The organism is Paenibacillus camerounensis, assembly GCF_000723885.1.
In the GTDB taxonomy this organism is placed as follows: domain Bacteria; phylum Bacillota; class Bacilli; order Paenibacillales; family Paenibacillaceae; genus Paenibacillus_AQ; species Paenibacillus_AQ camerounensis.
The window spans coordinates 49,769-63,927 of the sequence record NZ_CCDG010000035.1 but is presented as its reverse complement, the minus strand read 5'-3'; the positions used below and the strand labels follow the sequence as shown (position 1 = coordinate 63,927).

Genomic DNA, 14,159 nt, shown 5'->3' with positions numbered 1-14,159 from the left:
AATCTCCCATTTCTATATTTTGCTAAATTAATCCTATTGTCCCTAGTATAACTAACGGGTGTTAGTTAGTAAAGACGAAATTTACAGCCTGCTCTGCTATAAATAATGACCTTGACCGCAGTACCTGCTAATAAACCTAGTTAAACAGCAAAAGCAGCTGATTCCGTTAACCGGGTCAGCTGCTTTACATATTTCTCATCTATTATTGTGTCTTAAACTTATTTATTTCCTGAATGAGCTGCTCCGCATTTATGGTCAGCTCCTTAGCGGTGTCTGAAATGGCGCTTATTGTTGCAGTCTGCTCTGTTGTTGAGGAAGCCGCCTCTTCTGTAGAGGCTGCGCTCTGCTCGGCAACAGCGGCCAGACCTGTAATCACGTCGGATACCTGGCCTGATCCGGATTTCAGCTCGGTCATGCCGTCCGCTATAAAGCCCAGCTTGGCAATGATGTCCTCAACGGATTTGCGTATGCGGTCAAATGATTCTGATGTCTCTTCCATTGAGCTCAGCTGAGACTCGCTGTTTACGCGGAGCTGTTCCAGCTCGCCGGCGCTTTGCCGTCCGGCCTCATTGAGATCCTTAAGCAGCTGATCAATACCGGTTACCGAATGGGAGGACTGTTCAGCCAGCTTGCGGACTTCACCGGCGACGACGGCAAAGCCCCTGCCATGCTCTCCGGCCCGTGCTGCCTCAATGGAAGCATTCAGCGCAAGCAAATTTGTCTGGGCTGCGATCGCCTGAATGCTATTCGTGATGAAGGATATTTCATTGATTTTGTCCAGGAGCAGCCCGTTAGCGGCTTCAACCCGCCCGGTGTTCTGCTGTCCGGCTTGTACCAGATCATTCTGCCGGGATATTGCCCCGACACCGCTCTCCATTGCCTGATTTACATCCATAATATTAGAACTAGCATGTCTGGCCTCTTCCACAATCTGATCAATAACCTCGTTGATATCCGCTACCATTTCTGCACCGGACTGGATCGACTCGGCTTGCTCTGAAGCCCCATTTGCAATATCGTCAATTACTGCCGAGATTTGTCCGGCAATTTCATTACTGCCCAGAGCATCCTTATACATGATTTTGGAAGAATCCTGGACAACCTGCGCCGATTGATTCACTTGAGCTATGAGATTCCGCAGGGAGCCTGCCATTGCATTAAAGGATAATCCGAGCTGGGCGATCTCATCCTTCCCCTTCACCGGTACCCGTACAGTCAGATCACCGGCCGCAAGATGCTCAGCACTTTTTTTCATATTAAGCAACGGCTTTAACGCTTTTAGGGCGAATAAATAGGCGCCTGCAGCTAATACGACACTGAACAGGACGACTAAACTAATCAAAAGCTTCCGGGTGGATACAAGCTCGGCAAATGCCTCTTTTTCGGAAATAGAGGTTCCTATAACCCAGCCGGTACTCGGAATCTGTTCATAATAGATTAATTGGTCATTCTTGTTATACACATATTCAGAATGCCCTGAAGGCTGCTTGAGCATTTGCTCGGCAAGACCGGCATAACCGGGCTGTTCAGCCAGCGGCTTATTCAGCAGCTCCTGCTCCGGGTGGGAAAGAACGACTCCCGTTCGGTCCAGCAAAAAAGTAAAGCCGTTGTCCGTCTCTATGGAGCTGATCCGCGTCTTAATGGAATCAAGGGAGATATTCTCCGCCATAGCCCCTTTAAACCCGCCGTTCTGATCATGAAGCGGAACCCCTATGTATATAGACTGAATTCCGGCTTTTGTTGTATAAGCATCGCTTATGGTCAGCTTATCAGCTGCCTTAATGGCCAAATACCAGGGACGCTCACGCGCATCAAAGGAGGCGTCAGGAATAAATCCTGCACCATCCATATAGGTTCCGTCCTCCAGGCCAAAATAAATGGTAGCGATATCTTGTTTGTTCTCCGGCAGCTGAAAGGCCTGCAAATGCTCCATGCCGATGTCTTCCAGCGGTACTGTCTGTTCAATGACTGTGCCGAGCGTTTCAATCACTTTAGCATTGATCTGCGCCCAGCCTTCTATCTCGGCAACGGCTTTTTGCACAGTGCTTTTGAGCTGTTCATCAATGGCATCATGTGTCTGCTTTTGAAGCAGAAACAATGAAAAGGTACTTAGCGGAGCCGCCAGAATAATACAAATCGATGTTACAAGGATGATCACTTTCGTCTTCAGATTCACATACATTCCCCTTTTACAATCTTTTTCATCACTTAATATATCGGATTTTCTGATATTTTCATTACTTTTTTCATCTGAAGAAGATAAATTCACCACAACAATCCTGAGATTCAGTATATTAGCCCGGTATGAACACAGAATGCCGCATATGCAGCAGCGCTCACTGTACTTTTAAATTTGTGTTGGAATATATTTTATGGTAACAATGGTAGGACGAAGAATATTATACATACAAAGTGAGGTTTTATTATGTGGGAACGTGCAGATCTAAAACGAAGGGCTAAGAATGTCCTCCGCACCTCTTATTGGAAGGCATTTGTAGTGAGCTTAATCCTGATTGTTCTCGGGGAAGGTTCAGGTATTCCAAGTGCCAGCCAAAATCTGAGATCATCAGACCGGTATGAATGGCATAACTCTGTTAACAGCATTGATTGGGGGTTTCTCGCCCCCTTCCTGCTAATCGCGCTGTTCTTTATTATTATCATTGTTCTGGTCGGCATCGCCTTTGGCATCCTGATCAGTTCTCCCCTGATAGTCGGTGCACAGCGCTATTTTAAGCGGTCAGCCGAAGGTGAAGTCAGCATGCGGAATGTTGGTTACGCATTTAACAAGGACCGCTACTGGGCGGTTGTGGCCACGATGCTCTGGAGAAACTTTTTACTATTCCTGTGGTTCCTGCTGCTGATCATTCCAGGTATCATAAAATCATATTCGTACAGTCAGGTACCGTACATTCTCGCAGACAATCCGCATATCGGGTACAGCCGTGCAGTCGACTTAAGCAGACAAATGACTCACGGTCATAAGTTCCGCATGTTCGTCCTTGATTTAAGCTTCCTTGGCTGGGTTCTGCTGGGATTATTGGCACTGGGGGTCGGTGTCTTGTTTGTGCAGCCCTATATCAATGCGACCAAAGCAGAGCTGTATCTGGATCTGCGTCACAATGCGCTTGCTGGAGGATTGACATCAGAGTATGAGCTCAATGTGATGGAAACACCCTACTACAAATGATGGACAGTGAAAAAACAACAGGAGGCAGCTCTCAGTTGCCTCCTGTTCTTGTTATTCAGCAAACGTCACATGTATGGATACAATCTCTGAGCGTGACCCAATCCGGATCGGAGGTCCCCAGAACCCATATCCTGAAGATACGATGGAGTGCATCTGCCCCTTCTGCAGGTAACCCCAGTCATTTTCAAATATCCGTGAGGTTATCAGGTTAGCCGGTGCGATCTGACCGCGGTGGGTGTGGCCCGACAGCATCAGATCCATGCCCTGCTCCTCTGCGGTACCCAATTCGACCGGCTGGTGCTCCAGCATCACTACCGGCTGTGACCGGTCTATTTCCTGCGTCAGAGCAGCCAGGTCTGCCCGCTCATCATCACTGTAATCCTTCCGGCCAACCAGCGTCAGCCAGTCACCAACCTGTACTGCCTCGTCATAGAGCACCTTCATCCCGCTCTCCTCAAGCAGGCTGATCAGCTCTTGAATCTCCCCGTTGAACCGGTCGTGATTCCCCAGTGAGGCATAGACTCCCAGCGGTGCATTAATCCCCGACAGAATATCCCCTATCCCTTTATTCTTATAAGGTACGATATCATCATCTATAATATCACCTGGCAGCAGTACAATATCGGGCTTCAACGCGTTAATCTCTTTAACCATCCGCCGGGCATGTCCTGCTCCGGACAGATACCCGAAATGCATATCAGAAGCCATTACAATATGCAGCTGACCGCTCTCCGGACCAGGCTTGTCAATCTTGATATCATAGGAGCGTGTAACCGGACTGAAGGCGTTAAAGCTGCCGAAGCCTATCAATACTACCAGCAGCAGCAAAGTGATTATCCCCGACCATTTCTGGACGGTATGGCGCGGCAGACGTGACAGCTTGGTTAGCCAGACAATAAGATGGATAATCGGCAGCAGCAGTACCGACAAGCTGAACAGGGCCAGCCAATAGCTGCCGATTACACTTAACACCGCTGAGCCGGCCACTACTCTGGATAGAATAAGTGAGCTTGCCAAAAAGACGAGCAGAATGATATAGACCAGGCGGAATCTGGCTGATACGACGGGCTTAATCCAGCTCCAGCCGCTCCACCCGATGTAGAATACGATTGCGGCGTACAAAAGAATGAATACGATTCCGAGAATAATAAACATGTTAACCACCTTACTAATTAGAGTGATATCTGCTTTAAAAGCATACTTAACAGCCGTCCTCATCAAGTCTACAGTAACTGCGAGCCCTCCTGCAACTTCCGCGGATACAGCCCTGTATTCTAACCGCTGCTCTGTTGACAATATTCTTTAATTATCGTTTACTAGTTTGGACCTTACTCTCTTACTACTATCCGGAGGACTTCATGGCAAAGACTATTTTTCCGCGGCTGCATGGGAACAGCCGGGGCTGCTTGACCTTTGAACCGTTTTTTCTGATCCCGTTCAGCATGTTCTCCACCTACGCTACCCTATATATGTACGAGCTGGGACTGACCGAGCTGAACATCGGCTGGATTACGACCATCGGACTGATCGTGCAGGTATTCTCTTCCCTGCTAAGCGGATATTTAACCGACCGCATGGGACGCAAACGCGCCATTCTGTATTTCGACCTGCTCAGCTGGAGTTTAGCTACATTGTTATGGGCTTTTTCACAGAACCTGTGGTTTTTCGTTGCTGCAGCCATCATCAACGGCTTTCAGCGTGTGCCGCATATTGCCTTTTACTGCCTTATCGTAGAGGACACCAAACCGTCTGACCGGACTTATGTATTCACCCTGCTGCAGATCATCGGGGTTATCGGAGGACTGTTCGCCCCGCTGGGCGGCCTGCTGGTGAATCAGTACGGTATGGTTACAGGCATGCGGATTATGTATGTAATTGCTTTTCTTTTCATGACCTTTCAGTTTACCGGCCGTCATCTGACTACACGTGAGACTGAGGCAGGTATCCGTAAACGGCAGGAGACCCGTGAGCTGGGACTGAGGGAGAGCATGGCCATATATGGCGGCGCTTTCCGGGAGCTGGGAACGGACCGCAACCTGCTGCTTGTCTTTGGTGTGTACATCCTGTTCAACTTCCAGGCAACCTTGAAGACGACGTATCTCTCACTCTATATGGCAGACTATTTACGGCTTAACGGCGGCATCATCTCTCTGTTCCCGGCGGTTTCCTCCATCATTATGCTGGTGACGCTCTGGCTCCTTATGCCCAAAATTCCGGATCAGGCCGCTCACCGCGCGATGATGGCCGGCTTTGGACTTTCTGCAGCATCCAATGTTATGCTGGTACTCTATCCTTCCTCCAGCCTGCTGTGGATCGGGCTCAGCACTGTTCTGGCTGCTGTAGGACTGATGATTAGCTCGCCTTATCTGGAGGCTGCAGTGCAGAACGCCATAGACGATGACAAGCGGGCCAAGGTATTCTCCATGCTGTCCGTGCTGATTCTGCTGTTCACCGCACCTGCGGGCATCATCGGCGGCTGGGCTTACAAGCTCGACCCGCGGATTCCCCTATGGCTCGTAACAGCCGCCTTTGTCGTTTCCTACATGCTGCTGCACCTATACCAGAAACGTACCGGGAGCAAAAGCAACGTCACTGCGCTCTGAAAAACGAATCCGCTGATCACAGCAATTGCACAAATATTCTCCGCAACAAAACAGGGATGCTTCTCTGCCGGATTATGGCGTGAAGACATCCCTGTTTTGTTCAGGAGGCTAGGAAGTAGGATCAGATTTGAGCCGTTCCTTCTCCAGCACCTCTTTCAGATCATCTTGAATGCGCTTGTTCCACAGCGGTACTCCAGTCCGGTAAGCCGCCCGCCCGGTCAGGTGGGCTGACAACGGCGAAGTCATAAAGACGAAGACAATTCCAAGCAGCAGCTTCGCGCTGATGAAATCGAGAAACACAGCAAAGTAGAGAAATGCGCCGCTTAGTACACACAGGACACCCAGCGTAGCGCTTTTGGCTGCCGCATGCGATCTCAGATAAACGTCAGGCAGACGGATCAGCCCAAACGAGCTGACGGCGCTTAGCAGCGCCCCTGTCAGAATAAGCAGGGCAAACAGCAGCTCAATCACGGTCTTGATTGTCTCCATGCTCGAACACCACTCTCCTTTCGATATATCTGGCAAAAGCCATGGTTCCGATAAAAGAGAGAATCCCGATCAGCAGAATATATTCTATAAAGGACTGTGTTCTGAACAGCACCGACAGAACGGCAACCATAGCCAGCAGATTGATGCCGATGGTGTCCAGTGCGGCAACCCGGTCAGGCAGTGACGGCCCCTTGACCAGCCTCCAGGCACAAATGCCGATGGAGATAACCATAATCGAAACAGACAGCATGAGTATAGAATGAATCATGAGCGGGACACCTCCAGAATCGCGCGTTCGAACGTGTTGCGGATATTGTCTCTGAACTGCTCTGCATCCTTAATGTCCATTGCATGAATGTACAGGGTACGGTTGTCCTTGGAAACCTCCAGCACAACCGAGCCGGGAGTCAGACAGAGCAGTGTGATGAGTACAGCGACCTCCCAGTCGGACTTCAGCTCTGTAGTATACATCAGAATGGCCGGGCGGATATCCAGATTCGGCCTCAGTACCGCCTTAACCACGATATAACTGGATACGACCAGCTCCCGCAGAAGCAGGGCTGCCAGCTTAATGATAGCCCAGCCTTTGCCGAGATACAGCCGTCCTTCGAAGAAGCGCCGCAGTCCGAACAGAACAAGAATGCCGAGTACATAACCGACGATGAAGCCGGAAGCTGTCCAGTCATTATTGAGGAACATCCACAGAAACGCTATCATGAAGTTCAATAATATTTGAAAGGCCATCTGGATCTACTCCTTTCATGACAGCGTTAATGTATTGTGCCGGATCAGCAAGCACGGCTCCAGCCTGCATTACAAATCCGTTCACCGTCTCGGCACCGATTCCCATCAGAATTATGAGTACAAACAACACGGCAGCCGGCGCCATCATAGCCTTATAATGCAGCGGTCGAATCTCTTCTTCGCTACGTTCACCGCCCCAGAACACTCCCTGGAACACTTTAATCAGCGAATACAGGACCACAAAGCTTGATGCAAGTGCGATAAGGGCAAGAGCTACATGCATCCCGCCGAAACCGCTGCGGATCATCATAACCTTGCCGGCAAAGCCGCTAAGCGGCGGTACGCCGACCAGTGCAAGCGTCAGAATAAAGAACATCCACCCGGTCCACGGATACCTGCGGATCAGACCGCCCATCAGCTTAAGCTGCTCGGTTCCCGAGGCTGCAAGGATCATGCCTCCAAGGAAGAACAGCAGTGCCTTAGCAATCATGTCATGCATCAGATAGAACACAACCCCGTTAAGCGAATCCTGGGTCAGCACAGATATGCCAAAAGCAAGAAAGCCTACACTGATAATAATGTTATAGTTGAAAATCCGGCTTAGATCGCTGTATGCCAGCGCTCCAACCGCCCCGAGAATCATCGTCGCTCCGGCCATCCAGCCCATCAGGGAATGGGTAAGCCCCGTATCATGGATAAAGATAAGCGTGAACGTGCGTGTAATGGCGTATAGCCCTACTTTGGTAAGCAAAGCTCCGAACAATGCCCTTACTGCCAGCGGAGGGGCACTGTAGGAATCCGGAAGCCAGAAGAACAGCAGCAGCCCGGCTTTGAGTGAGAATACCAGCAGCAGCAGCACGGCGATAACGTTCATTATGCCGCCCTGACCTGCTTCCGCCACCCGCACAGCCAGATGAGCCATATTAAGCGTGCCGGTCGCCGCATACAGATAGGCAATGGCGGCTACAAACAGGCTGGACGACAGAACATTAACCAGAATGTATTTTAACGTCTCACGCAGCTGAACCCTGGTGCCCCCCAGCACAATCATGGAATAGGAGGCGACCAGCAGCACCTCGAAGCATACAAACAGGTTAAACAGGTCACCGGTAAGGAAAGACCCGGATACGCCGGTCAGCAGAAAATGAAAGAACACATAGTAGTAATAACGCTCCCGCTCTTCACCGATGCTGGCAAAGGAAAAGAACAGGCAGGCTGCTCCGACTATTGAAGTTGTCAGAACCAGCAGCGCTGCAAACATGTCAGCGACAAAGACGATCCCGTATGGCGGCATCCAGCCGCCCATATACAGCGTCTGAATGCCATCTGTATGCACCTGGTAGACGATTAAGGCAGCTACTGCAATATTTATAAACCCGCTTACAGCACTGATTACGCGCTGCAGGCCGATTCTATCCTTCAGAAAAATAAGGATTACCGCCGTTAAGGCAGGGATCAGCAGAGGCATTACAAGCAGATTATTCATTCTCTCTCCCCCCTGCTTCCTTCTACATCATCCATGCCGGCTGAGCGGTAAGCCCGGTAAGCCAGCACGATGAAGAACGCGGATACCCCGAAGCTGATGACAATCGAGGTTAAGATAAGCGCCTGAGGCAAAGGATCGACATAGGAATCGGCATTCTCGCCAAGCAGCGGGGACGCACCTGTCTTCAGTCCGGCCATAGTCAGCAGCAGCAGATGGACGCCGTGCGTAATCAATGTTGTGCCCAGCAGGATGCGGAGCAGGCTTTTAGACAGGACAAGGTACACACCAACAGTAAACAGGACACCGATCGCCAGGGCAATAAGGAGTTCCATCAGTCATCCCTCCCGATCGTAAAGATAATATTCATGGTGACACCGATGACGGACAGATATACGCCCAGATCGAACAGCATCGCCGTAGTCAGCTCGGTCTTACCCATCACCGGCAGCTCGAAGTAAGCAAACGCCTGGCTTAGGAAAGGCACATCAAAGATAAAGGAGCCTATCCCGGTGAGGAACGCCATCAGAATGCCCACCGCAATTAATATGCGGTAATTGACAGGCAGCACCTTCTCTACGAAGTCCATCCCGAATGCAATGGCCAGCAGCACAAGCGCCGCTGCAGCCATTAAGGCTCCGATAAAGCCCCCGCCCGGATTGTTATGGCCCGCAAAGAACAGATACAGGGAAAAGGTAATAATAATGACGAAGGCCACCTTGGCTACGGACTGCAGCAGCACGTCGTTGCTGCGGGAATAGCGGGGCTTAACATCGTCGAACATGCTTTTTACGGCAGCGGGCTTGTTGTCCGGCTCAATCTTCAGCTTGATCATGGAGTAGATTGCCAGCGAGGCAAGACCCAGCACCGTAATTTCAAACATGGTATCGAACCCGCGGAAATCTACGAGCAGCACGTTGACGATATTTTTGCCGCCGCCCAGCTTGTAGCTGTTCTCGGTATAGAAGCTTGAGATCGATTCAAACGGGCTGCTATCAAGAGCTGCCAGTGCCACCATTGTCATAGTAGCGCCGAATCCGATGGAAATGATCAGCTTCGGAAGCTTCAGCCGGAATTTGACCTTCTCGCGCCCCAGCCGCGGAAGATGGCGGAAGCAGAGCAGGAACAGGGTAACCGACACCACTTCAACAATCATCTGGGTAAGCGCCAGATCAGGTGCCCGGAACAGGACAAACAGCAGCGTCACCATGTACCCAACCATACCCGTCAGCAGAATCGCCGATACTCTCGATTTGGCGAACGGAATAGCCAGCGCGCCGGTCAGCATGACCAGCACGGCAACAACTTCAAAGAAGGAAATCGGCGCATACTCGCCTTGCCCGAGCGTAATGCCGTCTGTGTACAGCAGAGTGCCGCCAACAATTATAATGATTAAAGTAAAGATATACATCAGATAATGCCGCATGGAGCCCGTCATATACAGCCCGGTTAATGAACGGGATGACCGTTCAACCAGCCGGATACTGCCGTCATAGACCTGGTTCAGCGTAATGCCTCTGCCCCTGCCCCATTCTCTGTCAACGAGACTGAACCGGCCGTAAACCCGGTACACAACAACACCCAGAATAATTACACCAAGCGTCATCCACACCTCAGTGTTAAACCCGTGCCAGAAATAGATATTGACGTAAAAAGGGGAGCTCGCCGCAATTTGCGGATGAATTGCATTCATCCCCGGCACAATGAGCGTCTTCGACAGTATATTGGGGAAGAATCCGGTGACAACGGCAAGCAGCGCCAGCACAATGGGTGACAGCAGCAGCCCGAACGGTGCCTCATGCGGTTTCTTATCCAGCTTCTCGGGCTGATATTTGCCGAAAAAGGTATGGAAGACCATAATCATGCTGTATGCAAAGGTAAATATACTGGCTATCCAGGCTACAACCGGAACAATCGTAAACAGGGATTGCATACTCAGAAAATCCAGCTCCCGGATATTCAGAACGGCAGTAAAGAACATCTCCTTGCTCAGGAAGCCGGCGAACGGCGGCAGGCCTGCCATCGAGAAGCTGCCGATCAGCGCGACTGTAAAGGTCACCGGCATCAGTGAGACCAGACCGCCCAGCTTGCGCAGGTCACGGGTGTTCGTCTCATGGTCGACAATTCCGACAACCATAAACAGGGAGCCTTTGAATATAGCGTGATTGAACAAATGGAACAACGCAGCCGTTGTTGCGGCGGTAAAGAACACAGCCTCTTCACCCGTATAGAATGAAGCTGCTGATCCCATACCGAGTAATCCCATAATCAGTCCAAGCTGACTGATTGTAGAATAGGCTAACAGAGCCTTCAGGTCCGTCTGCTTCATCGCCTGGATCGATCCATAGATCAAGGTGATCAGGCCGACACCCGACACAATCCAAAACCACTCATATTGCCCCGCAAACACCGGGCTGAAGCGTGCGACCAGATACAGGCCGGCTTTGACCATGGTTGCCGAGTGCAGGTAGGCACTGACCGGAGTCGGTGCTTCCATCGCATCAGGCAGCCAGATATGAAACGGAAACTGGGCCGATTTGGTGAAGGCGCCCAGCAGAATCAGCAGCATGGCAGGAATAAACAGCGCCTGGCCGCTGATTGATTCGGCCTGGCTCCAGATTTCACGGATACTGAACGTGCCTGTCATGACATACAGCATCAGGAAGCCGGCAAACATTGCCAAGCCGCCAAACACCGTAATCAGCATCGACTTCAGCGCGCCGTACCGCGACTTTTGTCTGCGGTGCCAGAAGGCAATCAGGAGGAATGACGATACACTGGTAAGCTCCCAGAAACCGTACAGTACCATCAGGTTATCGGACAGCACTACTCCCAGCATGGCCCCCATGAACAACAGCAGATATACATAAAATGGGGTAAGCTCTTCCTTGCGTTTGTCCAGATAGTAAATGGAATAGAGGACGACAAGCGTACCCATTCCTGTAATTAACAATGTGAACAGCAGACTTAAACCGTCCAGGTGGAACACCAGATCAATGCCAAGGGATGGAATCCATGAGATGATATCATATCCGGAATCCCCTCCCTTGATGACCGGTATGCGGGTCAAAAAATAAACGAACAACGCCAGCGGTCCGGCAAACACGAGCCATCCTCTATGGAGTCCGGGCAGCTTCCCGCGTAGAAGCGCTATCATTAGGGCCAGCAGAAACGGAACAAGAACGGTTATATGCAGCAAAGGCAAGCCTCCTTTTCCACCTTATTTATTTAGGTTGTGAACATTGGTACTTACTCCCAGAAGAAAAAGCAGGCTACAGCGGATCAGTCAAAGTTCCTTCACAGATATGCAAATACCTTGCTTTACCATCTTGCTCAATTCTGAACAAGCCATTCTCAAATTCGGTATGCAGCTCATGAAAATATTTACCCTTGATGAAGTCCGTTCCTTCCGGCTCATCACTGAGCTGATACACGCCGCCATTCTTCACCAGATAAGAGATGACGCCTTCCTCATGTGTCTCTTCCAGACCTGCACGCATCCGCTGGACAGCAACCACATGCAAATCCATCATTTTCATCTTGCTGATCAGCTCATTAACAAAATTACGTTTGGTGAGCTCCTGCCAGAGCGTCTGCGCAGACTGGCCGATAATGATCTGGGTTACTTCTTTTTCTTCTGCTGCTTCAACGATAACATCTGTAGTCTTACGGCCCCGCCGCTTGCGGACCATAAACTCTGCTCCGGCCTCTTCAGCCAGACGTTTCCAGACAGCCATAAACATTTCCTTGCTCTGATTATATTCATCACTGTCCGAACTATCGACGTTAAGCACAAATAGTGGTGCCCCGATAAGCTCAGACAGCTGGACACCGCGCCGGATTAACCGCTCTCCGTGCGGACCGTAATGAACACATACCATAATCTTTTCCTTATGAATGACCTTCGCCCTCCTGTGTGAAATGGGTAAGAAATACAAAAGGAGCCTACTGGCGTAAGGCCCCTTTCTGTTGTTCTAAACCCTTAAATGTTATATTTAAAGTATATCTATTCAAGTACTGTTTGTAAAGTTTACGGACACGAAAAAGACAAACAAAGAAAGCAGGAATTTATATGATCTATGTTGCATTACTGCGGGGAATCAATGTAGGCGGGAATAATATTATCAGTATGAAGCTGCTTAAACAGACATTTGAGCATGCCGGAATGACCGCTGTAACCACCTATATTAATTCCGGAAATATTATCTTCTCCGCAGCGGATCAGTTGCAGGAGAATTTGTCTGAACGGCTCGAACAGGCCATATTAAAAGATTTCAGCCTGAGCATAAAGGTTCTGATCCGCAGCATGGAGGATATCCGAACTGTTAACGATGCATTGCCGGATACATGGACCAATGACGACCGGCTGAGAAGTGATGTCATGTTCCTGTGGCAGGAGACGGATATGGAATCCGTCCTGGACAAGCTTCCGCTTAAGCCCGGTGTCGGCACGCTTCTGTATATTCCCGGTGCAGTGCTGTATTCTGTGGAGCGTGAGAATGTCACCAGAAGCGGAATGGCCAAGCTGATCGGCAGCAGTGTGTATAAGCTCATGACCGTACGTAATGTGAATACTACCCGCAAGATCTACCAGCTTATGCTGGCGGCAGAAGCGCAGCTTTCATAAAACAACCAGAGCCTGCAGTTAGAGCCGGCTCTGGTTGTTGACGGTATAGCTCAACCTCTCACCCTCTGCTGCCTATCCGTCAGCAAGGAAGGTTTGCCGGAACAGGCTGCTAAGCTTCAGGAACTGCTCAATCTCCAGCCGGTGAACCGGCTTGAGCTCCTCACTGCTTCTAGCCCTTGAATGAAGGGTCAGCTTGAGGCCTTCCTGCTGCAGCAGATATTTGGCATTGACCGGATAATGGCGACCCTCAAATAAATGAAGCGGACCGAGCAAGGTCTGCAGCTGCTCTGCACGCACAGGGTCCTGCTGCCAGTTGCGGGCAATCCATACATATAAATCTAGATGAAAGTTGGTCAATATCCCGCTGTAGCCATGCGCTCCGGCCTGCAATGAGCCCAGGTAGGAGGTGCCGTTCGCATTATAGATTTTGAGCGCCGTTCCTTGAACAGCAGCGGCCTTCAGCCTGATCTGTTCCAGATCACAGCTCGTCTCCTTGAGAAAGAAGAAGCGCCCGGTCTGAGCGCACCATTGCAGAAGCTCCGGGGATAGCAGCCTGTGGTAAGGAACCGGACATTCATACAATCCCAGCTTTACATCAGGAATCTGTTCCATGATCGTGCTCAGATTGCGCTTCCACACTTCATCATCATCCTCAGGTCCGGCGATCCGGCTGGTTACCAGTACAACAGCATCCACTCCGGTCTTGGCCATTGCCGACAATTCAGTGATCTGCTCCTCCAGATCATCCGAATTGTGTCCGGAAGCAACAACCGGAACTCTGCCGGCGGTTTTTTCAGCAACAAAGCGGGCCAGTTCTGTTCGCTCTTCAAGTGACAGATAGAGCATCTCACTCGAAAGACAGACTGCGAATAAACCATGGACACCCTTGTCCAGATACCATTCAATCAGCTCTTCCAAAGCCGTATAGTCTATCTCATTATCCTTCGTGAACGGTGTTAGCATAACCGGCCACACACCGCCCGGCAATAAGCAGTTGTCCAACACAATGCCTCCTCACAGCTGGCC

At 50.4% G+C, this 14,159-nt stretch carries 13 protein-coding genes; 3 read left to right on the top strand and 10 right to left on the bottom strand.

Annotated elements, in window-relative coordinates:
* Positions 1-202: 202 nt before the first annotated feature.
* On the bottom strand, positions 203-2,176 hold the full coding sequence (locus BN3772_RS13170; RefSeq protein ID WP_042199922.1) for a methyl-accepting chemotaxis protein: 1,974 nt from the start codon (positions 2,174-2,176) through the stop codon (positions 203-205).
* A 321-nt stretch (positions 2,177-2,497) separates the two neighbouring features.
* Here BN3772_RS13170 and BN3772_RS13165 point away from each other — a divergent pair, with 321 nt between their 5' ends.
* Positions 2,498-3,187, top strand: coding sequence for a DUF975 family protein (locus BN3772_RS13165; protein WP_209443647.1), 690 nt, complete (start codon positions 2,498-2,500; stop codon positions 3,185-3,187).
* A 51-nt stretch (positions 3,188-3,238) separates the two neighbouring features.
* Here BN3772_RS13165 and BN3772_RS13160 read toward each other — a convergent pair whose 3' ends face one another.
* Positions 3,239-4,342 (bottom strand): metallophosphoesterase, encoded by a 1,104-nt coding sequence (locus tag BN3772_RS13160; RefSeq protein WP_042200021.1) that lies wholly within the window; start codon positions 4,340-4,342, stop codon positions 3,239-3,241.
* Positions 4,343-4,545: 203 nt separating this feature from the next.
* Here BN3772_RS13160 and BN3772_RS13155 point away from each other — a divergent pair, with 203 nt between their 5' ends.
* Positions 4,546-5,790: an MFS transporter gene (locus BN3772_RS13155; RefSeq protein ID WP_042199919.1), complete on the top strand. Its 1,245-nt coding sequence runs from the start codon at positions 4,546-4,548 to the stop codon at positions 5,788-5,790.
* Between the two features lie 108 nt (positions 5,791-5,898).
* On the opposite strand, the gene mnhG is transcribed toward BN3772_RS13155, so the two are convergent.
* The 7 genes from mnhG to BN3772_RS13120 form a co-directional block, all read right to left on the bottom strand.
* Complete coding sequence (gene mnhG / locus BN3772_RS13150; RefSeq protein WP_042176273.1) at positions 5,899-6,279, bottom strand: monovalent cation/H(+) antiporter subunit G; 381 nt, start codon at positions 6,277-6,279, stop codon at positions 5,899-5,901.
* Positions 6,254-6,547 (bottom strand): Na(+)/H(+) antiporter subunit F1, encoded by a 294-nt coding sequence (locus BN3772_RS13145; protein WP_042176271.1) that lies wholly within the window; start codon positions 6,545-6,547, stop codon positions 6,254-6,256. The genes mnhG and BN3772_RS13145 overlap by 26 nt, the downstream gene beginning before the upstream one ends.
* Positions 6,544-7,023 carry a Na+/H+ antiporter subunit E gene (locus BN3772_RS13140; protein WP_042199917.1) on the bottom strand — a complete coding sequence of 160 codons (480 nt, stop codon included), beginning with the start codon at positions 7,021-7,023 and terminating at the stop codon, positions 6,544-6,546. Before BN3772_RS13140 ends, BN3772_RS13145 begins: the two co-directional genes overlap by 4 nt.
* Entirely contained in the window at positions 6,965-8,509 is a 1,545-nt protein-coding gene (locus BN3772_RS13135; RefSeq protein ID WP_086074560.1) for a Na+/H+ antiporter subunit D, read from the bottom strand. Before BN3772_RS13135 ends, BN3772_RS13140 begins: the two co-directional genes overlap by 59 nt.
* On the bottom strand, positions 8,506-8,841 hold the full coding sequence (locus BN3772_RS13130; RefSeq protein WP_042176267.1) for a Na(+)/H(+) antiporter subunit C: 336 nt from the start codon (positions 8,839-8,841) through the stop codon (positions 8,506-8,508). Before BN3772_RS13130 ends, BN3772_RS13135 begins: the two co-directional genes overlap by 4 nt.
* On the bottom strand, positions 8,841-11,711 hold the full coding sequence (locus tag BN3772_RS13125; protein WP_042199915.1) for a Na+/H+ antiporter subunit A: 2,871 nt from the start codon (positions 11,709-11,711) through the stop codon (positions 8,841-8,843). Before BN3772_RS13125 ends, BN3772_RS13130 begins: the two co-directional genes overlap by 1 nt.
* A 67-nt stretch (positions 11,712-11,778) precedes the next feature.
* Positions 11,779-12,387, bottom strand: coding sequence for an adenine nucleotide alpha hydrolase family protein (locus BN3772_RS13120; protein WP_042199914.1), 609 nt, complete (start codon positions 12,385-12,387; stop codon positions 11,779-11,781).
* A 191-nt stretch (positions 12,388-12,578) separates the two neighbouring features.
* Here BN3772_RS13120 and BN3772_RS13115 point away from each other — a divergent pair, with 191 nt between their 5' ends.
* Entirely contained in the window at positions 12,579-13,133 is a 555-nt protein-coding gene (locus BN3772_RS13115; RefSeq protein ID WP_042199912.1) for a DUF1697 domain-containing protein, read from the top strand.
* Between the two features lie 72 nt (positions 13,134-13,205).
* Here BN3772_RS13115 and BN3772_RS13110 read toward each other — a convergent pair whose 3' ends face one another.
* Positions 13,206-14,135 (bottom strand): dihydrodipicolinate synthase family protein, encoded by a 930-nt coding sequence (locus BN3772_RS13110; RefSeq protein WP_244444735.1) that lies wholly within the window; start codon positions 14,133-14,135, stop codon positions 13,206-13,208.
* Between the last annotated feature and the right edge of the window lie 24 nt (positions 14,136-14,159).